The 24,080-nt window shown below is 67.1% G+C and carries 19 protein-coding genes and 2 pseudogenes; 2 read left to right on the forward strand and 19 right to left on the reverse strand.

Annotated elements, in window-relative coordinates; translation table 11 throughout:
* Window positions 1–422: 422 nt before the first annotated feature.
* The 7 genes from ACVKN3_RS17640 to ACVKN3_RS17670 form a co-directional block, all read right to left on the reverse strand.
* Entirely contained in the window at window positions 423–617 is a 195-nt protein-coding gene (locus tag ACVKN3_RS17640) for a hypothetical protein (RefSeq protein ID WP_354516924.1), read from the reverse strand.
* Window positions 618–662: 45 nt separating this feature from the next.
* Window positions 663–2,147, reverse strand: coding sequence for a mannitol dehydrogenase family protein (locus ACVKN3_RS17645; RefSeq protein ID WP_354516926.1), 1,485 nt, complete (start codon window positions 2,145–2,147; stop codon window positions 663–665).
* Between the two features lie 2 nt (window positions 2,148–2,149).
* The gene (locus tag ACVKN3_RS17650; RefSeq protein WP_354516928.1) at window positions 2,150–3,226 is read right to left on the reverse strand and encodes an ABC transporter ATP-binding protein; all 1,077 of its coding nucleotides are present in this window, start codon (window positions 3,224–3,226) and stop codon (window positions 2,150–2,152) included.
* Window positions 3,227–3,235: 9 nt separating this feature from the next.
* Window positions 3,236–4,066 (reverse strand): carbohydrate ABC transporter permease, encoded by an 831-nt coding sequence (locus ACVKN3_RS17655; protein ID WP_285402631.1) that lies wholly within the window; start codon window positions 4,064–4,066, stop codon window positions 3,236–3,238.
* 10 nt (window positions 4,067–4,076) lie between these two features.
* On the reverse strand, window positions 4,077–4,955 hold the full coding sequence (locus ACVKN3_RS17660; protein ID WP_285402633.1) for a carbohydrate ABC transporter permease: 879 nt from the start codon (window positions 4,953–4,955) through the stop codon (window positions 4,077–4,079).
* Window positions 4,955–6,313, reverse strand: coding sequence for an ABC transporter substrate-binding protein (locus ACVKN3_RS17665; protein ID WP_285402635.1), 1,359 nt, complete (start codon window positions 6,311–6,313; stop codon window positions 4,955–4,957). The genes ACVKN3_RS17660 and ACVKN3_RS17665 overlap by 1 nt, the downstream gene beginning before the upstream one ends.
* Before the next feature lie 284 nt (window positions 6,314–6,597).
* Entirely contained in the window at window positions 6,598–7,524 is a 927-nt protein-coding gene (locus tag ACVKN3_RS17670) for a helix-turn-helix domain-containing protein (protein WP_285402637.1), read from the reverse strand.
* 47 nt (window positions 7,525–7,571) lie between these two features.
* Here ACVKN3_RS17670 and ACVKN3_RS17675 point away from each other — a divergent pair, with 47 nt between their 5' ends.
* Complete coding sequence (locus ACVKN3_RS17675) at window positions 7,572–8,171, forward strand: short chain dehydrogenase (protein WP_354516931.1); 600 nt, start codon at window positions 7,572–7,574, stop codon at window positions 8,169–8,171.
* Window positions 8,172–8,184: 13 nt separating this feature from the next.
* On the opposite strand, the gene ilvN is transcribed toward ACVKN3_RS17675, so the two are convergent.
* The 9 genes and pseudogenes from ilvN to ACVKN3_RS17720 all read right to left on the reverse strand — a co-directional run.
* Window positions 8,185–8,664, reverse strand: coding sequence for an acetolactate synthase small subunit (gene ilvN / locus ACVKN3_RS17680; protein WP_285402641.1), 480 nt, complete (start codon window positions 8,662–8,664; stop codon window positions 8,185–8,187).
* Window positions 8,665–8,666: 2 nt separating this feature from the next.
* Window positions 8,667–10,460 carry a biosynthetic-type acetolactate synthase large subunit gene (gene ilvB / locus ACVKN3_RS17685; protein WP_354517018.1) on the reverse strand — a complete coding sequence of 598 codons (1,794 nt, stop codon included), beginning with the start codon at window positions 10,458–10,460 and terminating at the stop codon, window positions 8,667–8,669.
* Window positions 10,461–10,640: 180 nt separating this feature from the next.
* Window positions 10,641–11,663: pseudogene (gene ilvC / locus ACVKN3_RS17690) on the reverse strand (ketol-acid reductoisomerase); the annotation flags it as partial.
* A 33-nt stretch (window positions 11,664–11,696) separates the two neighbouring features.
* On the reverse strand, window positions 11,697–13,433 hold the full coding sequence (ilvD, locus tag ACVKN3_RS17695) for a dihydroxy-acid dehydratase (RefSeq protein WP_354517020.1): 1,737 nt from the start codon (window positions 13,431–13,433) through the stop codon (window positions 11,697–11,699).
* A 26-nt stretch (window positions 13,434–13,459) separates the two neighbouring features.
* Window positions 13,460–14,524 carry a 3-isopropylmalate dehydrogenase gene (gene leuB, locus ACVKN3_RS17700; protein ID WP_354516933.1) on the reverse strand — a complete coding sequence of 355 codons (1,065 nt, stop codon included), beginning with the start codon at window positions 14,522–14,524 and terminating at the stop codon, window positions 13,460–13,462.
* A complete protein-coding gene (gene leuD, locus ACVKN3_RS17705) occupies window positions 14,521–15,117 on the reverse strand; it encodes a 3-isopropylmalate dehydratase small subunit (RefSeq protein ID WP_354516935.1) in 597 nt (198 codons plus the stop codon). The genes leuB and leuD overlap by 4 nt, the downstream gene beginning before the upstream one ends.
* Window positions 15,114–16,529 carry a 3-isopropylmalate dehydratase large subunit gene (leuC, locus tag ACVKN3_RS17710; RefSeq protein WP_354516937.1) on the reverse strand — a complete coding sequence of 472 codons (1,416 nt, stop codon included), beginning with the start codon at window positions 16,527–16,529 and terminating at the stop codon, window positions 15,114–15,116. Before leuC ends, leuD begins: the two co-directional genes overlap by 4 nt.
* Entirely contained in the window at window positions 16,526–17,473 is a 948-nt protein-coding gene (locus tag ACVKN3_RS17715; protein ID WP_285402651.1) for a branched-chain amino acid transaminase, read from the reverse strand. Before ACVKN3_RS17715 ends, leuC begins: the two co-directional genes overlap by 4 nt.
* A gap of 69 nt (window positions 17,474–17,542) precedes the next feature.
* Window positions 17,543–18,718 (reverse strand): annotated as a pseudogene (locus ACVKN3_RS17720) (2-isopropylmalate synthase); the annotation flags it as partial.
* Between the two features lie 526 nt (window positions 18,719–19,244).
* Between ACVKN3_RS17720 and ACVKN3_RS17725 the strand changes: the two are divergent.
* The gene (locus ACVKN3_RS17725) at window positions 19,245–20,117 is read left to right on the forward strand and encodes a hypothetical protein (RefSeq protein WP_354516939.1); all 873 of its coding nucleotides are present in this window, start codon (window positions 19,245–19,247) and stop codon (window positions 20,115–20,117) included.
* 306 nt (window positions 20,118–20,423) lie between these two features.
* Here the strand turns inward: ACVKN3_RS17725 and thrC are convergent, their stop codons facing one another.
* From thrC to ACVKN3_RS17740, 3 genes are read right to left on the reverse strand one after another with little or no spacing between them, the layout of a single operon-like run.
* The gene (thrC, locus tag ACVKN3_RS17730) at window positions 20,424–21,710 is read right to left on the reverse strand and encodes a threonine synthase (RefSeq protein WP_354516941.1); all 1,287 of its coding nucleotides are present in this window, start codon (window positions 21,708–21,710) and stop codon (window positions 20,424–20,426) included.
* Window positions 21,711–21,712: 2 nt separating this feature from the next.
* Complete coding sequence (locus ACVKN3_RS17735) at window positions 21,713–22,663, reverse strand: homoserine kinase (protein ID WP_354516943.1); 951 nt, start codon at window positions 22,661–22,663, stop codon at window positions 21,713–21,715.
* Complete coding sequence (locus ACVKN3_RS17740) at window positions 22,657–23,805, reverse strand: homoserine dehydrogenase family protein (RefSeq protein ID WP_240003856.1); 1,149 nt, start codon at window positions 23,803–23,805, stop codon at window positions 22,657–22,659. The genes ACVKN3_RS17735 and ACVKN3_RS17740 overlap by 7 nt, the downstream gene beginning before the upstream one ends.
* Window positions 23,806–24,080 lie beyond the last annotated feature (275 nt).

Below are 24,080 nucleotides of genomic sequence, written 5' to 3' on the forward strand. Positions count from 1 at the left end.
GGGAGGAGGCGTCGGGTGATCACCCTCTGCGCTCGGGCAGCGGCCGCAAGCGGCCGAACTCGCTCAGAGGATAATCACCCGACACCTCCCTGACGACTGAGTTGACTGGTCGGGAGAGCAAAGCTTGCGGCGTCGGACGGAGTGGCATCTCCAGGCGGGCCGCACGAGGTCGCCAACGCTTTGCTTTTCCAATCCCGGTTGCCTCTGTGGTCGCAGAGGAGCTGGGTGGTTACGCTCTGAGCGAGTTCGGCCACTTGTGGCCGCTGCCCGAGCGCAGAGTGTGACCACCCAGCTCCTCATCGCCGCACCATACGAGCGACCGCAGCTCTAGCTTCTGCTTCTGCTTCTGCTTCTGCTTCGGCACACGCCCCGGTCATTCGCGAAGAGCCAAAAAAAAGGCGCCTCACGGCGCCTCGGTATCGTCAACGTTCCAGCGGTTCGATGGGATCGTCGTTCACCGGCGGCTCCGGGTCCGCATCGCGCTCGGGCTTGTAGCTGCCCGGCTGGCGGATCTCGTCCTCGGGACGGTTCTTGCCCGGCTCGGCGAACGGCGGCTGCGGGTTGGTCGGGTTGTAGGGCATGGTGGACTCCACTTCGCTACGGATAAGGCTAGCCACCGTAGGTTCGGCGAAGTGAAGCCACCGAGAGTGCGCCATGAACCCTCAGTCGACGAGGGCGTCCAGCTGCTCCAGGGTACGGCGCACCCCTTGCTGCGCCAGCGCGTCCACGTAGATGTCGTATTGGCGACGGAAACGCTCATCCCGCGCGGGCAGCGGCCCCACCAGTTCGACGCTCTCGATCAGGGTGTCCTTCGAGCCGCTGTCGATCATCGGCTGCACCAGGCGCATGGCGTTGGGCTCGCGAAGGGGGTAGCCCTCGCCGTTATCGTCCTTGCCGACGCGGACATACCGGTCGAACGCCGCCAGCGCGAAGGCCAGGCGGCGCGCGTCCTTGCCGTTCTCCAGGCAGGCCGTGATGGTGGGGCCGAGGAAGCCGGGGATCTTCGATCCGCCGTCCAGGCACAGGCGGTCGAGCTGGTCGGCGATGGACGCGTTGCTGAAACGGTCCAGCAGTTTCTTCTTGTAGGGTCCCAGGTCCATGCCGGGCAGTGATGTCAGCCAGGTGCCGGCGTCCTCGTCGAGGAAATCGGTGAGGTAGGCATTGAACAGCGGGTCCTTGACGGCCACGTCGACGCGGCGATGCCCCGAGAGGAAGGCCGGGTACGACAGCATCTGGTGCGAGCCGTTGAGCAGGCGGATCTTCGCGTCTTCGTACGCGGACACGTCATCCACGATCTGCACCCCGTGGTTTTCCCACGCCGGGCGCCCCTGGCGGAAGCGGTCTTCCAGCACCCACTGGATGAAATCCTCGCAGACCACCGGCGCGCGGTCGTCGAGGCCGGTGGCCGCATTGAGCTCGTCACGCACCGACGGGGTGGTCGCGGGAGTGATGCGATCGACCATGCCGTTGGGAAAATCCACCTCGCGGTCGATCCACGCCGCCAGTTCCGGTGAGCGGGCCCGCGCGAAGGCGAGCACGGCTTTCTTCGCCTGTGCACCGTTGTGGCGCAGGTTGTCGCAGGACATGACGGTGAAGGCGGCTACGCCGGCCGCGCGGCGTTTTGCCAGGGCGCCGACGAGGAAGCCGAACACGCCGCGGGGCGTGTCCGGATGGGCGAGATCGTGGGCGACCGTGTCGTCGTCGAGGCGGAACGTGCCGTGCTCGTCGATCAGGTAACCGCCTTCGGTGATCGTCAGCGAGACGATACGGATGGCCGGGTCGGCCAGGCGTTCGAGCACCCGGGCGCCGTCGTCGGGCGCATAGAGGTACTCGACCATGGCGCCGACCACGTGGGTGCGGCGCTCGCCACGTGGATCGAACTCACTGACGGAGTAGAGGCCCTGTTGCGCCTTGAGTGCCTCGGCGAGCGGACGATCGTGTTCCAGCAGGTTGATGCCGAGGATGCCCCATGCATGCATGGCCGGATCGGACAGCGTGTGATGGGTGTACATCGCCAAGTGCGCGCGGTGAAACGCGCCGACGCCGATGTGCGCGATGCCGGCGGTGATCCCCGCGCGATCGTAAGACGGTGCATCGACGCCCTGGGGAAGGCTGTCGAGCGAAGCGGGGTGGAGGGAGACGGCCATGGTCAGTTTCTTGCCGGATGATGGATGGCGACGCCGGTGGCGTCGAACACATGCGCGTGGGTCGGGTCCAGCCGGATGCAGATCTCGCGTCCCGCACGGCGCTCGAAATCGCCTTCGGCGCGCACCGTGACCGAACCGATGTTTGGCACATCGACATAGGCGTAGGTCTCGCTGCCCAGCCGTTCGACCACCGACACGATGCCTTTCACGGTGTCGCCAGCGCCGTCGTCGTCGCACACGCGCAGGTGTTCCGGGCGGATGCCGAGGGTGACCTCGCCGGTCGCCTCGGCGCCGGGCACAGTCAGCGCGTTGCCGCCGGGCAGGCGGAACGTGCCGCCTTGCGCGGTGGCACGGAAGAAGTTCATCTGCGGCATGCCGAGGAAGCCGGCGACGAAGAGATTCACGGGCTTGTGGTAGAGCGCCATCGGCTTGCCGATTTGTTCGATACGGCCTTCGTTGAAGATCGCGATGCGATCGGCCAGCGTCATCGCTTCCACCTGATCGTGGGTGACGTAGACCATGGTCGCGTTGAGCTCGGTATGCAGGCGTGCGATTTCCAGGCGCGTCGCCGCGCGCAGGGCCGCATCGAGATTGGACAACGGCTCGTCGAACAAGAACACGCGGGGCTCGCGGGTGATCGCCCGGCCGATGGCGACGCGCTGGCGCTGCCCGCCGGACAACGCGGAGGGCTTGCGATCGAGATAGGGCTCCAGCGCAAGGATCTTCGTCGCCCGTGCCACTTTCTCGTCGATGGCGCGCTGGTCCATCTTCGCCAGCTTCAGCGCGAACGACATGTTCTCGCGCACACTCATGTGCGGATACAGCGCGTAACTCTGGAACACCATGGCGAGGTCGCGCTTGTCCACTGGCTTATCGGTGATGTCGTCGCTGTCGAGCAGGATCTGCCCGTCGTCGGCCTCTTCCAGCCCGGCGATGAGGCGCAACGTGGTGGACTTGCCGCAACCGGAAGGCCCGAGGAACACGCAGAACTCGCGATCCTCCACCACCAGGTCGATACCCTTGATGACATCGACGCCTTCGAACGACTTGCGCAGCTGACGGATTTCCAGACGGGACATGGGCGACTCCTATTTGACTGCGCCGAAGGTGAGACCGCGGACGAGCTGGCGCTGCGACAGCCAGCCCAGCACCAGGATGGGTGCGCAGGCCAGGGTGGACACGGCGGACAACTTTGCCCAGAACAGCCCCTCGGGACTGGAGAACGAGGCCACCAGTGCCGTCAGTGGTGCGGCGCTGGTGGTAGTGAGGTTGAGCGACCAGAACGCCTCGTTCCACGAGAGGATCAGGCACAGCAGCGCCGTGGAGGCCAGGCCGCCGCGGCTCACGGGAATCAGCACCCGGAACATCGTCTGCGTCGTGCTGGCGCCGTCCATGCGCGCGGCTTCCAGGATGTCGTAGGGAATGTCACGGAAGTACGTGTAGATCATCCACACCATGATCGGCAGGTTGATCAGCGCGAAGATGACGATCAGCGCGGCCTTGGAGTCGAGCATGTTCAGGTCGCGGCAGATCAGGTAGATCGGCACCAGCACGCCCACGCTCGGCAGCATCTTGGTCGAGAGCATCCACAGCAGCACGCTCTTGGTCTTCGCCGTCGGGTGGTAGGCGAAGGCATAGGCGGCCGGCACGGCCACGATCATGCCCAGCAGCGTGGCCCCGCCGGCGGTGACGATGGAGTTCCACGCGTAGTGCAGGTAGTTGGCGCGTGCGAGGATCTGTTCGTAGTTTTCCAGCGTGGGCGCGAACAGGAAGTGCGGCGGCATGCTGAAGGCATCCAGCTCGGACTTGAAGCTGGTCAGCACCATCCACAGGATGGGAAAGAACACGATGAGGGCGACGATCCACGAGGCGACGATGCGCAGCGTGCGGGCGAGCGGGTTACGGTGGGTCTTGGCCATGGCTGTCTCCTCACGCCTTCTCGGTCAACGATTTGCCGATCAGGCGGATCAGCACCACCGCCATGATGTTGGCCAGCACCACCGCGACCAGGCCGCCAGCGGACGCCGCACCCACGTCGAACTCCAGCAAGGCCTGCGTGTAGACCAGGTACGGGATGTTGGTGGTCGCATCGCCTGGGCCACCGTTGGTGGTGACGAAGATCTCGGCGAAGATGTTGAGCAGGAAGATGGCCTCCACCATCACCACCACGGCGATGGGGCGGGCGAGATGGGGCAGGGTGAGGTAGCGGAAGATGGCCAGGCCACGCGCGCCGTCCATCCGGGCCGCTTCCATCTGTTCACGGTCCAGCGATTGCAGCGCGGTGACGAAGATCAGGATGGCGAACGGCAGCCATTCCCACGACACCACGACGATGACCGACAGCAACGGCCAGTCGGCGAACCAGTTCACCGGCGTGGCACCGAACAGCTTCCATACCCAGGCGAGGAAGCCGGACACCGGGTTCATCATCAGGTTCTTCCAGACCAGCGCGGCCACGGTCGGCATGATGAAGAACGGCGAGATCAGCAGCATGCGCACGATGCCCTGGCCGGGGAACGTCTCGTCCACCAGTACGGATATCAGCACGCCGCCGACCACAGTCACCACCAGCACGCTGCCCACCAGCAGGATCGTGTTGAGGATCGACGTCCAGAAGCTGGGATAGGCGAAGAAGTAGGCGAAATTCTCCAGGCCCACGAAGGCGGACTTTCCCGGGTAAAGCAGGTTGTAGTACTGCGTGGAGAAATACAGCGTCATCGCCAGCGGCACGATCATCCAGGCCAGCAGCATGATGATGGCGGGCTGCGCGAGCAGTCGCTCCGGACGTTTGCGGATACGCGCGCTCATTACGGCGACTCCTTCTGGATGACGGGCTTGTTGTCGTAGTAGCCGGCGCGTTTCATGGTGCGGCTTACCGCGTCCTGCGCCGTGTGCAGCAGGTCGTCCACGTTCCCTCGGCCGGCCAGCGCGCCGGCGATCTGCCGGCCGACCAGGGTGGCGACGGCCTGGAACTCGGGGATCGACACGATCTGGATGCCCTTGTAAGGCACGGGCTTGAGCGTCGGATGCGCCGGGTCGACGGCCTTGAGCGAGTCGTAGGTCACTTTCGCGAAGGGCGCGGCCGCGATGTAGGCGGCGTTGGCGTAGGTCGATTCACGCGTGCCGGGTGGCGTGGCCTGCTCGCCATACTTGTCGGCGACCATCTTCAGGTAGGGCCTGGACGTGGCCCAGAGGATGAAGTCACGTGCGGCGTCGGTCTGGCGCGAGCTGGCCGGGATGGCCAGCGACCACACCCACAACCACGACGAGCCGCGATCGGTGAGTTGGTGCGGCGAGCGCGCGAAGCCGACCTTGCCGACCACCTTGCTTTCCTTCGGATCGGTAACGGTGCCGCCGCCGACGCTGGCATCGACCCACATGGCGCACTTGCCCGCGGCGAACAGGGCCAGGTTCTCGTTGAATCCGTTGTCGGACGGGCCGGGCGGCCCGTAGTTCTTCAGCAGGTCGACATAGAAGTTAACGGCCTGGTGCCATTCCGGTGTGTCGATCTGCGGGTGCCACTGCTCGTCGAACCAACGTCCGCCATAGCTGTTGACGATGGTGCCCAGCAGGGCCATGTTCTCGCCCCAGCCGGCCTTGCCGCGCAGGCAGATGCCATAAACGCCGTTGGCCGGATCGTGCAGCTTCTGCGCAAACCCCTTCACCTGCGCCCAGGTCGGCTCGGCCGGCATGGTCAGGTTGGCCTTGGCGAACAGGTCGGTGCGGAAGTAGGTGATGCTGGCCTCGGCGTAGAACGGCACCGCGTACAGGTGGTTGTCCACCGTCAGCTGTTCGCGCACGTTCTTCATCAGGTCGTTGCCGTCGTAATCGGCGGGCAGGTTGTCCAGCGGCTTCAGCCACTGCTGCTTGCCCCACAGCGGCGCCTCGTACGCGCCGATGGTGATCACGTCGAACTGGCCACCGTGGGTAGCGATGTCGGTGGTAAGCCGCTGGCGCAGGGTGTTCTCTTCCAGCACCACCCAGTTGAGGTGCACGCCGGGATGCTGGCGCTCGTACTCCGGCGACAGCGCCTGCATGCGCACCATGTCGGCGTTGTTGACGGTGCCGATGGTCAGCGTGGTGTCCGCGAGGGCGACAGGTGCCGCTGCCGCCGCGAACAGCGCCGAGACGGCGAGGGTGCCGAGCCGGTTCCGGTAATCGCTCATCGTGCCTCCCTGGGTGGCATGTCCCGGCGCGACGTCGTAGGGCGGCGCGTACGAAACGGATGTGCGTTTATAGGTTCTATGGCGTGCGGCTCACCAATACGTCAGGTGTCGGTTTCCGATGAAAATACATACTTTCTTGCGCATATCGCCGGTTCCAGCGGCCGAGAATGTCGGCAGGAAGCGCAGTAATGACGCATTGCAGCATGCGCTGTAAGGGTCAATAAAGTACGCAAATGCAGGGTGCGGGCCTACGTGCCTGGGCCTGCACATGACGCGCCGCCACATCACGCCTCGGCGCTCGCCTCGCGATGTCGCATGCGATAGTCACGCGGCGTCATGCCGGTCAGGGCGAGGAAACGGCGATTGAAATTGGAGAGGTTGCTGAAACCGACCTCGTAGCAGATGTCGGTGATCGACACGGCGGAGCCCGACAACTTCTCGCACGCGTGCTGCACGCGCGTCTGGTTCACGTAGTCGATGAAGCGGTACCCCGTGTGCTGGTGGAAGAATCGCGAGAAGGCCGACTCCGACATGTCCAGCCGACCGGCCACGGCCTTGAGCGATACATCGCCGGCGTAGTGCCGGTCGATGAAGGCGACGGCGCGGTGCAGCTTCATCGACTGCCCGGGGTCCGCCGACGCCTGGAACGGACGACTGCTGAGCGGGCAGCGCGTCGCATCCTCGGACAGCGCCTCTACCATCTCGAAGAAGCTGGCCACGCGGCGCAGGCCCGGATGATCGGACACGCGGCGGAACAACGGTTCCAGTTGCCGCCCCAGCTCGGGCGAGAAACGTATGCCGTAGCGGGCTTCTTCCAGAAGCAACGACTTCACGTGACGTGCCGACGGGAAAAACTCGGTGAACCGGCGCACGAACGCCTCTGAGAAAAGGATTACGCGGTCGCGCAGTGCGGTGGGCTCGCAGTCCGCGTCCGTCACCCAGTTGTGCGGCACGTTGGGGCCGGTGAGCATCAGCGTATAGGGCGAGAACCGGCCCTCGTAATCGCCGACATAGGCCGTGCCTTCCGTCGAGACGATGAGGTGCAGTTCGTAAGCGGGATGGTAATGCCAGCGGATCAGCCGGCTGCGCGAACCGTGTTCCAGGTAATGGATGGACGGCTCGTCCGACAGGCCGAGTAGGTCCTGCTCACGACCGAGCGCCGAGGTATCGGCCATGGGCGGCGGCAGCGAAAGGGCGGCGCGACGATTCATGGCGCCGAGAGTACCCTGCGCGGTCTGCAACCTCCAAGGAGCAAACCATGAAGATCCTCATCGTCGGTGCCGGCGGCACCCTGGGCCGGGCCGTCGTGGCGGAGCTGGGCGTCCGCCACGATATCGTGACGGCTGGCCGCACCAGCGGCGACCTGCGCGTGGACCTGCGTGACGGCGCGAGCGTGGAGGCGATGTACCGCGAAGCCGGTCCACTCGACGCGGTGGTCTGCGCGGCCGGAAAGGTGCCTTTCGCACCGCTCGACGAACTGACCGAGGCGAAGTACCTCGAAGGTCTGAATGACAAGCTGATGGGCCAGGTGCGCCTGGTCCGCTCCGGAGTCGCCTCGCTCGGCGACGGCGGGTCGTTCACGCTCATCACCGGCATCCTGACCGAGCAACCGATCCTCGCCGGTGCCTGTGCCAGCGTGGTCAACGGCGCGGTGGAAGGCTACGTGCGTGGCGCGGCGATCGAACTGCCCCGCGGTATCCGGATCAACGCGGTGAGCCCGAGCGTGCTGACGGAAGCCATGGAAGCGTACGGCCCCTTCTTCCGTGGCTTCGAGCCGGTCAGCGCCGCCAGTGCCGCACGTGCGTTTTCGCGTTCGGTGGAAGGTCGCGAGACGGGGCGGGTTTACAAGGTCTGGTAGTGCCGATGGCGTGTCAAGCCAGCGCCACCGGCCGCTCCAGCGCCGCGATGCCGCTGCGTGCGTGGTCGACGATCTCGCCGGCCTGGCGCAGGGCATCGAGGAACACGTCCACTTCCTCGGCGCGGCCGGTGTATTCCACCACCGACTGCCCCGCCGCACGCTGCAGCAGGCGCCCGCCAAATCGGGCCAGGCAGAGGTCGGTGGCGGCATCGTCTGCCTCGACGCGCGCCACCAGCAGCTCCCGTTCCACATAGTCGCGTCGGGTCAGTTCAGCAATCTCGAGCACGTCGATCAGCTTGGCCGATTGCTTGATGATCTGCTCGATCACCTCGTCGTCGCCGAAGATCACCAGGGTGAGTCGCGAGGCATCCACGTCGTGCGTGGCGGCCACGGTGAGCGATTCGATGTTGTAGCCACGCGATGCGAACAGCCCCGCTACGCGCGCCAGGGCGCCGGCTTCGTTCTGCAGCAGCATGGAGATCAGGTGGCGCATGGTCAGAACATCCCTGTGGGTTCGGCGGTGGTGATCGTCGGTGCCGTACGGCTGGCGATCCAGTCGCCGGTGATCATCTCGGCATAGGTGGCTCCCGGGCCGACCATCGGGTAGACACCCGCATCCGCATCGATCACCACCTCAAGGAAGGCTGGGCCGTCGAACGCGAGGAAGTCGGCGATGGTGGCGTCGACGGCGGTGGGGTCGTCGAGGCGCTGCGCCCATTCGAAACCGTCGGCCTGCGCGGCGCGCACGAAGTCCTTCTTGTGCAGGCTCTTGTCCGACGCGGAGAACCGCCCCTTGAAGAACAGCTTCTGCCATTGCCGGACCATGCCATCACCGCTGTTGTTCAGTACCACCACTTTCACCGGCAGCCCGTACGTGGTGACGGTTTCCATCTCGCCGATATTCATGCGGATGCTGGCATCGCCGTCGATGTCGATCACGGTGAGGTCGCGTCGTGCGAACTGGGCGCCAATGGCGGCGGGCAGGCCGAAGCCCATCGTGCCCATGGAGCCGGAGGTCAGCCAGCGGCGGGGCTCGCGGAAATCGAAATACTGCGCGGCCCACATCTGGTGCTGTCCGACGCCGGTGCTGATGATCGCGCGGCCATCGGTGATGCGGTTGATCGCCTGTATGACGGCGCACGGCTGGATGTGGTCGCTGTCGCGGCAGAAGTCCATGGCGTGGGTGGTCTTCAGTGCAGCAACATGAGCGTGCCAGTCGGTGAGGTCCGACGTGAAGCCAATGCGTTTGCCGTAATCCAGCAAGCGTTGCAGCGATGCATCCAGCGTACCGACGTGGTGCCAGTCCACGGCTTTCACCTTGCCGATCTCGGCCGGGTCGATGTCGATCTGCGCGATGGTGCGTGCACTCGGCGCGAAGCGGGCCGGCACGCCGACCACGCGGTCGTCGAAGCGTGCGCCCAGCGCGAAGACGAAATCGCTGTCGTCCATCGCATAGTTGGCATAGGCCGTGCCGTGCATGCCCAGCATGTGCAGCGCCAGCGGATCGGTGGTGTCGAAACCGCCGATACCCATCAGCGTTGTCACGACGGGGATGCCGAAGGCGTGTGCGAACTCGCGGAGCACCGCCGAGGCGCTGGCGGCGACGACACCGCCACCGGCGTAGATCAAGGGACGCTTCGCGCGGGCCAGGCGATCGAAGAAGGCGGCGCAGTGGGCATCTTCGATGGTCGCGGATTCCACGGCGTGCAGGCGCGACCGGTAACCGCGCACAGCCAGTTCGCGGCTTCCCTCGAACGTCAATGGTGCGTTCTGGACATCCTTGGGGATATCGACCACCACGGGGCCGGGGCGGCCGCTGCGGGCGATGTGAAACGCCGTGCGAAGTGTGGCCTCCAGTGTGGAGGGGTCGGTCACGAGAAACACGTGTTTGGCGCAGGCACCCATGATGGTGCTGATGGGGGCTTCCTGGAAGGCATCGGTGCCGATGGCCGCGGTGGGTACCTGGCCGCAGACGACCACGACGGGAACGGAATCGGCCATGCAGTCACGCACGGGCGTCACCGCGTTGGTGGCGCCGGGACCGGAAGTCACCAGCGCGACACCGACACGGCCAGAGGCCCTTGCGTAGCCGGCGGCCATGAAACACGCACCCTGCTCGTTGGCGGGAACGATCAGCGGCATCGGTTCGTTGCCGTCGTCGCGGGTATGCAGCGCGTTGTAGCGGAACACGGCGTCGTAAACGGGAAGGATGGCGCCGCCGGAGTAACCGAAGAGTACGTCGAGACCCTCGTCGGCAAGTACCTGCACGACGATATCGGCGCCGGTCATGGTCTGGCCGGCCAGCGGGTGGTTCGAGGTGACGCGGCGCGGTGCGCCGACGGTATCCAGTTGCGCGTTCACGGTGTCGGAGATTCCTTTAATGAGGTGATGGTAGGAGCGCACATCGTGCGCTCCTACATGTGGGGGAAAGGGATCGTGTGGAGGAAAGGGATCATGTGGGGATAGGGGTCATTCCGCGGCCTTGGCCGGCTGCGGCTGGTTGGCCTGCAGCCAGGGCATGCGGGCACGCAGCTGCGCGCCGACCTTCTCGATCGGGTGGTCCAGGTCGCGCTGCTTGAACGCCTTGTAGTTGGGCAGGCCGGCCTGATATTCGGCCGTCCATTCGCGGGCGAACGTGCCGTCCTGGATATCCTTAAGCACCTCCTTCATGCGCTGCTTGGTGCTGTCGTCGATCACGCGCGGGCCGCGGGTGTAGTCGCCGTACTGCGCGGTCTCGGAAACGAATTCGAGCATGCGGGCGATGCCGCCCTCGTAGAACAGGTCGACGATCAGCTTCAGTTCGTGCATCACCTCGTAGTAGGCGATCTCCGGCCGGTAACCCGCCTCGGTCAGCGTTTCGAAGCCCTTGAGCACCAGCTCGGAGGCGCCGCCGCACAGCACGGCCTGCTCACCGAACAGGTCGGTCTCGGTCTCTTCCTTGAAGTCGGTTTCGATCAGCATGGCGCGCGCACCACCGATACCGGCGGCGTAGGCCGTGGCACGTTCCGTGGCATGGCCGGTGGCGTCCTGGTGCACGGCGTACAGGCAAGGCACGCCGCGGCCGATTTCGTATTCGCGACGGACCAGCGCGCCGGGGCCCTTGGGCGCGACCAGCACCACATCGATGTCCTTGCGCGGCTGGATCTGGCCGAAGTGGATGTTGAAGCCGTGGGCGAACAGCAGCGCCGCGCCGGGTTTCATGTTGGCCTCGATCGCGTCCTTGTAGATGCCCGGCTGGGTCATGTCCGGGGTGAGCACGGCGACCAGGTCGGCGTCGCGCACGGCCTCGGCGGGCTCGGCGACAGCAAAGCCATCGGTATACGCACGGTTCCACGACGGGCCACCCGGACGCAGGCCGACCACGACGTCGAGGCCGGAGTCCTTCAGGTTGAGCGCGTGCGCACGGCCCTGGCTACCGTAGCCGAGCACGGCGATACGGGCATTCTGCAGCGGGGCGGTGGTGGCTTGCTTGTCGGTCACGGGGTGTCTCCAGGTGGATGTTCGAAAGAAAGGGAAAAAGGTGGATCAGTTGCCGATCAGTTCCTGCGTGCAGTCCGCTTCGGCGAATTCACGGCGCGCGGGTTCGGCGGCCGCCGTGGCGGGCGCATCGTCGAAGGCCTGCGTCACGGCGCCTTCGGCGGCGGAGCCGACCAGGCGCGCGTATTTGGCGAGCACGCCGCGCGCGACCTTCGGCGGTCCCGGTCGCCACGTGGCACGGCGGGAGGCCAGGTCCGCGTCGGTACGCAGTTCGCGACTGGCGGCGTCGATGAAGATGGCATCGCCCTCGCGGATCAGGCCGATGGGGCCGCCGCGTGCGGCTTCGGGCGCGATGTGACCGACCATGAAGCCGTGGGTGGCGCCGCTGAAGCGGCCGTCGGTGATCAGCGCCACGTCGTTACCCAGGCCGCGGCCGATCAGTGCGGCGGTGACCGCGAGCATCTCCCGCATGCCCGGGCCGCCGGCCGGACCTTCGTTGCGGATGACCATGACATCGCCGGCGCGGATACGGCCTGCCTTGACGGCTGCGAAAGCGTCTTCCTCGCTTTCGAAGACACGTGCCGGGCCGGCGTGGCTGGTGCGACCATGGCCGGCCAGCTTGAGGATGCAGCCCTCCGGCGACAGGTTGCCGTAGAGGATGCTGTAACCGCCGCGCGGTTTGAACGGCGCATCGACGGGGCGCACCACCTGCTGTCCTTCCGTCGCCGCGGGCGCGGCGTCCAGTTCGGTGAACAGGCTGCGTCCGGTGACGGTGGGCGTATCGACCAGCATGCCGCCCTTGCGCAGTTCGCGGGCGACGATGGTGGTGCCGCCGGCCGCGGTGAGTTCCACCGCACTGAACCGGCCGCCGGGCATGAGGTCGGCGATCACCGGGGTGTGCACCGAGGCGGGCTCGAAGTCCTCGATGGACAGCGGCACGCGCGCTTCGTTGGCCATGGCCAGCAGGTGCAGCACGGCATTGGTGGAGCCCGCCGTGCCGGCAACCATGCGCGCGGCGTTATCGAAGGCGGCGCGGGTCATGATGTCGCGCGGCTTGCGGTCGGCTTCCAGGCAGGCCATAGCCAGTTCGCCGCAACGGAACGCGGCGTCGCGCTTGGCCGGGTGCGTCGCCGGAATGTCGTTCAGGCCCACCGGCGACAGCCCGAGCGTGGTGAGCACCATCGCCATCGTGTTGGCGGTGTACTGGCCACCGCACGCACCGGCACCGGGACAGGCGTGGCGTTCCACCTCATCCAGTTCCGCGTCGTCGATCTTGCCCGCGCCGTGCGCGCCCACCGCCTCGAACACCTGCTGCACGGTGATCGGGCAGCCGTTGTGCGTGCCGTGGTCGATGCTGCCGCCGTACAGCGCCACGCCGGGTATGTTGAGCCGCGCCAGGGCCATGGCCGCGGCGGGGATCGTCTTGTCGCAGCCGCACAGCACCACCATGGCATCCAGGCAATGGCCGTCCACCGCCAGCTCGATGGAGTCGGTGATGATCTCGCGGCTGACCAGCGACGAGCGCATGCCGCTCGTGCCCATGGCGATGCCGTCCGTGACCGCGATGGTGTTGAACTCCACCGGCGTGCCGCCCGCCGCGCGCACGCCGTCCGCAGCCGCCTCGGCGAGGTCGCGCAGGTTGAGGTTGCACGGAGAGACGTTGGACCAGCTGTGCACGATGGCCACCATCGGCCGTGCGATGGCCTCGTCGTCCAGGCCGGTGGCGCGCAGCATGGCACGCGCCGGGGCCCGGTCCGGACCGGTCTTTATCGCATCGCTGCGCAGCGTGCGGATGGGGATCTTCTTGGTGTTCACAGGGCCTCCGCTTCGGTATGACAGGCATCCAGGACAGCGCGGGTCACGTCGTGCGTGCTTGCGCTGCCGCCCAGGTCGCGGGTGAGGTTGGCGTGCTCGAGCACGTGGTCCACCGCGGCTTCCACCACGGCGGCCTCGGCAGGCAGGCCGAGCGAGTGGCGCAACAGCATCGCGGTGGAGAGGATGGTGCCCAGGGGATTGGCCAGCGACTGCCCGGCGATGTCGGGCGCGGAACCGTGGATCGGCTCGTAGACGCCGGCACCCGGGCCACCCAGCGACGCCGACGGCGACAGGCCCAGCGAGCCGGCCAGCACCGAGGCCTCGTCGGTCAGGATGTCGCCGAACATGTTCTCGGTCACGATCACGTCGTAGTCGGCGGGCCGGGTCAGCAGGTGCATGGCCATCGAATCCACCAGCTGGTGTTCCAGCGCCACGTCGGGGTACTCGGCGGCCACGCGGGTGGTCACCGAACGCCACAGCCGCGAGGTTTCCAGCACGTTGGCCTTGTCCACCGAGGTGACCTTGCGACGCCGGGTGCGGGCCAGCTCGAATGCATGGCGCACCACGCGTTCGATCTCCACCACGCTGTAGCGGCATTCGTCCGTGGCGTCCGTCTCGCTGCGCGTCTTCGCACCGAAATAGATGCCGCCGGTGAGTTCGCGGATGAACACCAGGTCCACGCCCTTGGTGCGCTCCGGTTTCAGCGGCGACAGCGCGGCGGTGCGCGGATGCAGCTTCAGCGGACGCACGTTGGCGAACACGCCCAGCAGCTTGCGCATGGCCAGCAGGCCCTGCTCCGGGCGCACGGCCGCGTTCGGGTCCGACCACTTCGGGCCGCCCACGGCGCCCAGCAGGATCGCATCGGCCGCCAGCAGCGCCTCGCGCGTGGCGGGCGGCAACGGATCGCCGAAGCGATCGATCGCATCGCCGCCGATGGCATGCTCGGCAAAGGTGAATGCATGGCCGAAACGATCGGCGATGGCGGTCAGCACGGCGACACCGGCGGCGGCCACTTCCGGGCCGATGCCGTCGCCCGGCAGTACGACGATGGACGCCTTCATGCGGCTTTCTCCCGGTGGGTTTCGAAGGTGGCGATATCCGCCTCGTGCTGCAGCAGGAAGCCCATCTGGTCGACGCCGTTGAGCAGGCAGTGACGCGAGAAGGCGTCCAGGTCGAAACGGGTGATGCCGCCGTCGGGCAGCGCGATGGTGCCCTCGGCGATATCGATCCGCAGTTCGACCCCGGGGTTGTCCAGCAGCCAGCGGTGCTCGGCGGTACCGACGACGATGGCCAGCAGGCCGTTCTTCAGCGAGTTGCCACGGAAGATGTCCGCGATCTCGCTGGAGATCACCGCCTGGATGCCGTAGTCCAGCAGCGCCCAGGGGGCGTGCTCGCGCGACGAGCCGCAGCCGAAGTTGTGGCCGGCGACCAGGATCGCGCAGCCGCGTGCTTCGGGCTGGTTCAGCGGGAACGCCGGGTCGTCGCTGCCGTCGGCGGCGTAACGCCAGTCCTGGAAGCAGTGCTTGCCCAGTCCAGTGCGTTCGGTCGTGGTGAGGAAGCGCGCCGGAATGATCCGGTCCGTATCGATGTTTTCGTTGCGCAACACCGCCGTGCGCGAATGCACGTAGGCGAGCGGTCGGCTGGTCTGGCTCATGCGGCAACTTCCTGGGTCATGTAATCGCGGGGATCGGCCACATGGCCGGCGATGGCGGAGGCGGCCGCGACCAGGGGGCTGGCGAGGACAGTGCGGGCGCCCTTGCCCTGGCGTCCCTCGAAGTTACGGTTGCTGGTGGCGACGACGAGCTGGCCCGGCTGGGCGAGGTCGCCGTTCATGGCGATGCACATCGAGCAACCGGATTCGCGCCACTCGGCGCCGGCGGCACGGAACACCTCGTCCAGTCCCTCGCGCTCGGCATCCCGACGTACCTGCTCGGAACCGGGCACGACCAGCATGCGCACGCCTTCCGCGACCTTGCGACCGCGCAGCAGTCCCGCTGCCGCGCGCAGGTCGGACAGGCGGCCATTGGTGCAGCTGCCTACGAACACCACGTCGACCTTCTCGCCCCACATCGGCTTGCCGGCGATCACCTGCATGTAGTCGAGCGCGCGCTGTTCCATCGCATCCGCGGCAGCGGGAACATTGCCGTGGATCGGCACCACCATGCCCGGGTGCGTACCGTAGGTGACAGACGGCTGGATGGCCGAGGCGTCGATACGCACTTCGCGATCGTAGGTGGCGCCTTCGTCGGTGGGCAGGTCGCGCCACGCGGCAACCGCGCGGTCCCAGGCGTCGCCCTTCGGCACGCGCTCGCGGCCCTTCAGCCAGGCGAACGTGGTCTCGTCAGGGGCGATCAGGCCGGCGCGGGCGCCTGCCTCGATCGACATGTTGCACACCGTCATGCGCTCTTCCATCGACAGAGCGCGGATCGCCTCGCCGGTGTACTCCAGCACGTAGCCGGTGCCGCCGCCGATGCCGATCGTGCCGATCACGTGCAGGATCAGGTCCTTCGCGGTGACGCCGCGCTGCAGGGCGCCGTCCACACGGATGGCGAACGACTTCGGCTTGCGCTGCAGCAAGCACTGCGTAGCCAGCACATGGCCCACCTCGGTGGTACCGATGCCGAAGGCCAGCGCGCCGAAGGCACCATGCGTGGCGGTGTGGCTGTCGCCGCAGACGATGGTCATGCCCGGCTGGGTCGCCCCCACCTCGGGCCCCGCCACATGGACGATGCCGCGCTGGGGACTGTCCCAGCCCATCAGGTCGATACCGAACTCGCGTACGTTGGACTCCAGCTTCGCGACCTGCGCTTCGGCCTCCTTGGTGTAGTAAGGACGTTTGCCGTCGGCATCGGCCGGCAGCGTCGGCGTGGAATGGTCCAGCGTGGCCAGCGTGCGATCGGGGCGACGCACCTTCAGCCCGCGCGAGCGCAGTTCGTCGAAGGCCTGCGGCGAGGTCACCTCGTGCACCAGGTGCAGGTCGATGTAGAGCACGCCGGGCGTGCTGGCCGTCTCGGCTTTTACCTGATGGCTGTCCCACAGCTTGTCGAACAGGGTGCGGGCGCTCATGCGGCGACCCTCCCGTGCTCGGTTTCGGTCACGGCCGACAACCATCCCCAGCGATCGTCGGTGCGGCCATCGAACAGGCCGAAGAAATCGGCCTGCAACTGGCGGGTGACCGGACCGGGATGACCGCTGCCGACCGGTTTGCGATCGACGGAGCGCACGGCGGTGATTTCCGCGGCGGTGCCGGTCATGAACACTTCGTCGGCGAAGTAGAGCATCTCGCGTGGCAGCGACTGCTCGACCACGTCGAAGCCACGCTCGCGGGCCAGCGTCAGGACGGAATCGCGCGTGATCCCGCACAGGATGGAGGACGCCGCCGGCGGCGTGTAGATCACGCCCTTGCGCACGATGAACAGGTTTTCCCCGGCGCCTTCGCTCAGCAAGCCGTCCGTGCCCAGGGCGATGCCTTCGGCGAAGCCGCCGTTGATCGCCTCGCGCGCGATCAGCTGGCTGTTGAGGTAATTGCCACCGGCTTTCGCGCCACTGGGGTAGGTGTTCGGCGCGGCCCGGTTCCACGAGGAAACACAGACGTCCACGCCTTTTTCCAGTGCGTCGGTGCCATGGTAGGCACCCCAGGGCAGCGCGATGATCGAGACGTCCACCTTGGTATCCAGCGACGGCGCCAGGCTGAAGGTGAAGCCGCTACGGAACACGATGGGACGCACGTAGGCCGATTCCAGCCCATTGGCGGTAATGACCTCGCGACAGGCCTGATTGATGGTGGCGGCATCGTAGGGAACGATCAGGTCGTACACGCGTGCCGAGTGGAACAGGCGCTCGGTGTGTTCTTCCAGGCGGAAGTAGCGTGGACCCTCTGGCGTGGCATACACACGGATACCTTCGAACACGGAGGAGCCGTAGTGCAGTGCGTGGGCACCGACGTGCACCGTGGCGTCCTGCCAGGATGCGATACGGCCGTTGTGCCAGAGATGTTTCGGGGCTTCCATGGGTCCTCCTCAGGACTCGACCGCGACACACGCGGCCTGGGTGGGGGTGGGTGCGGGGGGAGTGGTCATCAGGGTGGTGAGGTCGTCGTTGGTCACGGAGCGCTGGCGATCCGCCAGCACCTTGAACCTGTCGAAGACGGCATCGAGCGTCGCTTCGTCCATGCGGTAATCCAGCTCTTCCAGGCGCTGGCGCAGCGCGTGGCGGCCGGAGTGCTTGCCCAGCACCAGCGACGTCTTCGCGCCGACATCCTGCGGCCGCATGATTTCGTAGGTGCCGCGGTGCCGGATCATGCCGTGCTGGTGGATGCCCGATTCATGCGCGAAGGCGTTGTCGCCGACGATGGCCTTGTTGCGGGGAACCGCCTGGCCGGTGACTTCGGCCAGCAGCCGCGAGGTGGGATAGAAGTGACGGGTGACAATGCCGGTGTCGACCTGGAACAGCGGCCGGCGCGTGTGCAGTGCCATGACGATCTCTTCCATGGCCGCGTTGCCTGCGCGCTCGCCGATGCCGTTGATGGTGCATTCCACCTGCCGGGCACCGGCGGCGACGGCGGCCAGCGAGTTGGCGACGGCCAGGCCGAGGTCGTCGTGGCAGTGCGTCGAAAACACCACTTTGTCTGCGTTTCTCACGTTCTGGCGCAGGTAGGTGAACATCCGGGTGATCTCGTCCGGCGTCACATAGCCCACGGTGTCCGGTGCGTTGAGGATGGTGGCGCCTGCCTCGGCAGCCACCGAAAAGATCTCTGCCAGGTATTCCGGTTCGGTGCGCAAGGCATCCTCGGCTGAGAACTCCACCTCGTGGGCCATCGCCTTCGCCCGATGAATCGCCGCGGCGGCGATATCGATCACCTCCTGCTTGCTCTTGCCCAGCTTGTATTCGCGGTGCAGCGGGCTGGTCGACAGGAACAGGTGGATGCGGCCATGGTTCGCGCCTTCCAGGGCGCGGCCCGCGCTGTCGATATCGCCCGCCTGGCATCGCGCCAGCGCGGCCACGGTGGTTGCCTTCAGTGCGCGGGCGATCTCGGCCACGGCGGCGAAATCGTCGGGTGAGGCCTGGGGGAAACCGGCCTCGACGATGTCCACGCCAAGCTCTTCCAGGGCATGCGCCATGCGCAGCTTCGCGCGCCGATCCATCGAGAAGCCGGGGGCTTGCTCGCCGTCGCGCAGGGTGGTGTCGAAGATGCGCACGCGGTCGCCTACGTCGCTCTCGACGGTGTCGTTGCTGCCCTGGGTTGCTGAATTCATGTCTGGCTCCGCTCGTGGAAGAGGCGGGTCGGGGGCAATAAAAAACCCCGCATCCGTTGCCGGGTGCGGGGTTCTTCAGGAGTCTTCAGGTTGTTTTGCTTAGTTCACCTGGACACTTGCCCTCAGCCCGCACCTCCGCAGGTAATAAGTACAAGGCTAAGGAGAAGGAGGCCGCCACCGAGACGCAGCTTGCCGTCTACCGCCGGGAGGCGGGACAGGTCAAAGCGGCCATGGGTGGTGCGCTGCGTCATGCGATCGAACGTATGCCAGTTCGGATCGCCCTGTCAACACTTTCGGATGAAACATTCTTGCGCGGATGTTTGGACGGCTAGACGCCCGTGGCTGTGGTCCGTTGCGTCCAGGCCCGTGGGACTGCGGCCTGAGACGAAGTGGTATGCCCTCGAAAATGAGAAAAACGGACAACTTTTCGGAGTGTGACGGGCATCGCATGGGCCGCATTGACCGTGCGGATTTCCGCCTACCAGAATGGCCACGTTCCTACGATGTCTCCCCAAAGGATGATTCCATGACCAAGCAACGGACGGTCGGAGCGCGCAGCATGGCGCGGCTCACGGCATGCACTTTCCTCGCGATCTCTCCCCTGGCCCAGGCGGACGACGCGCCGCCGCCTTTCGCCGAGTACCGCGCCGCAGGCCAGTATTACCGCGACCCGGCCGAAGCCTCGATGCGCGCCATGTGGCAGGACTGCGACAACAGCGGCTACCTGCAATGCCAGTTGCTGGTGGTTCGTACCACCGACTCGGGCTACGACTACATCTACCAGTACCTGCACGATCGTCCTGGGGGCGACGCCGAGTGGATGCGCTTCGAAGACGGTGGCCCCGGCGTGTACTCCTGCCCTGCGGGCTTTTCCCTCTACCAGATCGCGTTCGGCATGCCGCTGGGCCCTTACGCCAACCGCAGCATCGATCTGGGTGGTCCATTTCCCGTGTATTGCCAGGCGGGCGGGTATCCGTCCGCCCGCGCTCCCCGGCTGGCCATCGTCGACACCTTCGACAAGGGCGAACTGGCCGTGCGCGAGGTGACCGAGGGCGAGCAAACGGTCCGTTGGACCGTCACCCCGGAAGCGGACGGCCGGCATGTGCGGGCGATGTCCACCCTCGGTACGTCCAGTTTCGTGGTCAGCGACGACCGGGTGGTCATACTCGACGATGCGGTGACGCTGGTCTACGCCGCGGACGGCACGCTCCAGGCGGCGCGTGGAGCCGATGGCACCTCGATCGATCGCCAGGGCCGTTACGACCCCGAGGGGCGACTGGATTCGCTTCTTCGTCGCGCGACCCAGACCCTGCCGGCGTCGTCGTCCACCGGCGCACTGGGCGCCGTGACCCGTGCCGGCGAATCGATCAGGGCGCTGCTGGACAACCCCGCACCCTGACAGGTACGGGTGGGCGGATATCTACGGTGCGGATCCGTAGGGGTGACGGATCCGCACGGTAAGGGCGTAGGAGCGCACGCACGTGCGCGAACCCTCACCACGGCAAAGGCGATCGATGCCGCCCACAACCATGCGAGCGTTTCCGTGCGTCCGAAAAGCGAATACCGGATACACGGAAGCGCTCGCATGGTCTGGCGGGTGGCTTCATTCGCCTCAGTGTAAGGCTGAGGGTTCGCGCACGTGCGTGCGCTCCTACCCTCGGTGCCGCGGTGCCTCGCCGCGCCTGGGTTACGGGTGTGCCCTGCGTTACCCGTGCGCCCATTGGCGCAGCCAGTCGGCGAACAGGCGGCTGTCTGCAACCAGCGGGTCGGCGTGGGCTTCCCGCGCCAGCATGGCGTCCAGGGCCTCGGGCACGGCGACGAGACGACCGATCAGGGGTTCGACCACGCTCTCGAATTTGGCGGGGTGCGCGGTGGCGGCCAGGGTCCATGCGCGACCATCGCCCGCCAGGCGCAGGCGTTCGAACACGCGCATGGCGGTGGCCGTGTGCGGACAGAACACCTCGCCGTCGTTGGCGGCATGCCGGCGGATCACGTCGCGGATCTGGGCATCGTCGACGCCCTCGGCATGGCCCTGGACCCGCGCCGCGTCTTCGCCGCCGAACAGGTGGACCAGGCGCTCGAAGTTGCTGGGCGCGCCCACGTCCATGGCATTGGCGATGGTCGGCACGGCATCGCGCGGACGATACGGCTGGCCGCCGAAGAAGGCCGGCAGGGTGTCGTTGGCGTTGCAGGCGAACACCACATCGCCCAGGGGCAGCCCGATCCGGCGAGCCCACAACGCGGCCACGGCGTTGCCGAGGTTGCCCGTGGGCACGATGGTGTTCATCGGCCCGTCCGCGTGGATGGCCGCATGGCCGAAGTACGCCATCTGCGGCAGTAACCGGCCCAGGCTGATGCTGTTGGCGGAGGACATCGGCACGTCCGCCTGCAGGGTGGGATCGCCCAGCGCGGCTTTCACCAGTCGCTGGCAATCGTCGAAACTGCCTTCGACACGCAGCGCGCGCACGTTGCCGCCGAAGCTGCCCAGCTGATGGGCCTGGCGCGGCGAGACGCGGTTGTCCGGATAGAGGATGGCGACGCGCACGCCCGGCAGGTTGTGGAATGCGGCACCCACGGCCGCGCCGGTATCGCCCGACGTGGCGACCAGGATGGTCAGGGGGCGGTCGCCCTCGCGACGCAGGCGACTGAGGCAGGCGGCAAGGAACCGTGCGCCGAAATCCTTGAAGGCGGCAGTCGGTCCATGGAACAGCTCCAGCACGTGTGCGCCGTCGATCGGCAACGCCCGGCGTGGCGCAGGAGAGGCGAAGGCATCGGCGCAAATGGCGGGTAGCGCTGCTTCCAGCGGATCGCCCGCGAAGAACGGTCGCAGCATCCACGACGCGGTATCGGCCAGCGTGCCCCCGCGAGGTGGCGGCGACACCGTGGGCATGGCTTCCGGGACGTACAGTCCGCCATCCGGTGCGATGCCTGCCGCGATCGCATCGCTTAGGCTGACGGGCGCGGCACCGCCGCGCGTGCTGACGTAGCGCATGGTCACAGCACCCTCGCCGCGGGGCCGTCCACCGGCGCCACCAGCAGATCGCTGTCGTGGCCGGCGGCGGCGAAAGCCGCGTGCATGGACTGCGCCGCGGCCTGCGCCGAGGCGCGATCCTCGAACCAGCCGAACACGCTGGGGCCGGCGCCGGAGATGCTGGCGCCGAGGGCGCCGTGGTCCAGGGCAGCCTGCTTGACCTGCGCAAAACCAGGAATCAGGGGCGCGCGGCGCGGCTCGACCAGCACATCGGACAGCCCTTCGCGGACGAGGGCGGCATCGCCGCGATAGCAGCCTGCCAATACCAGGGCCAGGTGGGCGCTCTGCGCGACGAACTCGCCCAGGGCGTAGTGCCCGGCCAGCGCGGCGCGCGCCCGGCGCGTTTCCAGTACCACGTGTGGATGCACCAGCGCGCAGTGCCATGCCGCCGGCACGGGAATGCGCACCAGGCGTGTGTCGGTGGACAGCACCAGGCCGCCCAGTAGCATCGGCCCCAGGTTGTCGCCGTGTCGGCTGCCGCTGGCCACCACCTCGCCGTCCAGCGCGAACGGATAGAGCGCCTCGCGCGGCAGCGGCTCGTCCAGCAGGGCGTTCGCGGCGACCAACGCGGCGACACACGATGCGGCCGATCCGCCCATACCCGAGCCCAGCGCAATGCCCTTGTGCAGCGTGAGCTCGAAACCGAAGGGCAGGGAAAGGGCGTGCATCATGGACAGCAACGCGGCGCCGGCGGTGTTGTCCGCGGCGGCCAGCGGCAGGTCGGTGACCACGCCATGGATGGCGGCGATGCGCACCTCGCGCTCGGCGATGCGGCGCACCTCGGCGCGATCGCCCGCGCCGGCTACGCTGTGGCCCAGGATATCGAAGCCGATGCCGACATTGCCGACACTGGCATAGGCCTCCGCCACCGCGACATCCGCGCGGGCCAGGGGCAAGGAATCTTCGTTCAACATGCGCACCGTTTTACTCCCATGGCGCCGGCCACGCGCAGCAGGTCCGTGAATACCGCGGCGGCCGTGACTTCGGGACCGGCACCCGGTCCCTGGACGACCAGCGCATTGTCGCAGTAACGGCGCGTGGCGAAACGCAGCACGTTGTCGGTCAGCTTCGAATGGGCGAAGGCGTGGTCGGCCTCGACCACCTGCACGCCGACGCTGGCGCGACCGCCGTCCAGCCGGGCGACATGGCGCAGCACGCCGCCTGCCGACCGCGCATCGGCCAGCAGCGTGGCCATCGGGGCATCCATCAGGGCCAGTTGGTCCATGAAGGCCTCGCGGGAGGCCTCGGCCAGCTCCGCGGGAATCAGGCTTCGCACGGCCACATCCTCCAGCGACAGCGCCAGGCCGGCCTCGCGAGCGAGGATGACGACCTTGCGTGCCACGTCCATGCCGGACAGGTCGTCGCGCGGATCGGGCTCCGTATAGCCCATGGCATGCGCCTCGCGCACCAGCGCCGAGAACGGCACGGAGCCGTCGAACCGGTTGAACAGCCAGGCCAGCGTGCCGGATAGCATGCCCTCTACGGCGGTCAGCTCGTCGCCCGTGTCGATCATGTCGCGCAGCGTCTGCACCACCGGCAGGCCGGCACCCACCGTGCCCTCGTAATACAGGTGGGCGCCACTGGCCTCGGCCGCGGCGCCGATCTGTCGCCAGCGTTCCAGCGGGCCACTGGCCGCGCGCTTGTTGGGCGTGACCACATGGATGCCGGCACCCAGCCAGCCGGCGTAGTGATCCGCCACCCGGTCGCTGGCACTACAGTCCGCCAGGATGGCCACATGGCTGCCGTCGCCGGCGACATAGGCCGCGAATTCGTCCAGTTCCACCGGGCGCCAGGTCTGGGCGCCGTGCTGCCGCGCGTTGAGGGCGTCGTCGTCGCAATCCAGCCACATGTGGCGGCTGTCGCTGACGCCGCGCAGGCTGAGCTCCAGGTTGAAGTCGCGACGCAGGCGCGGTGCGGCGCCGCGCAGCTGGTTCAGCAGTGCGCTGCCGACCTTGCCGGGTCCGACGACGCCCACATGCACGACGAGGGGCTGGACGGCGGCGCGTACGGGCGCGGCACGTAAAGGTGAGCGGGGTAACGCGACAGCGATGGACACGATCGAAGCCTCCGGTAAGAGGCCCTTGGTCACATCAGGAGGGAGGGTGTCGGCTGGAAGTTCCGGCGCCGGTCCCGTCCTGCGGGAGGTCGGGGCCGGCAGCGACAAGAACTAGGCGCGCGCGAACTCCGATCCTCCGACCATGGTAATGGTCGTAGTGATGGTAGTCGCGGTGGTGGTCACGGACGCACGCGTGCCGGCCGTGGAGGCCGTAAGGAAACGCAGCGCGGGCGCAAGGGAAGACATGAGCCCGACGTTATGCCCGCGTGATAGCG

It is taken from the genome of Luteibacter sp. PvP120, assembly GCF_054055715.1.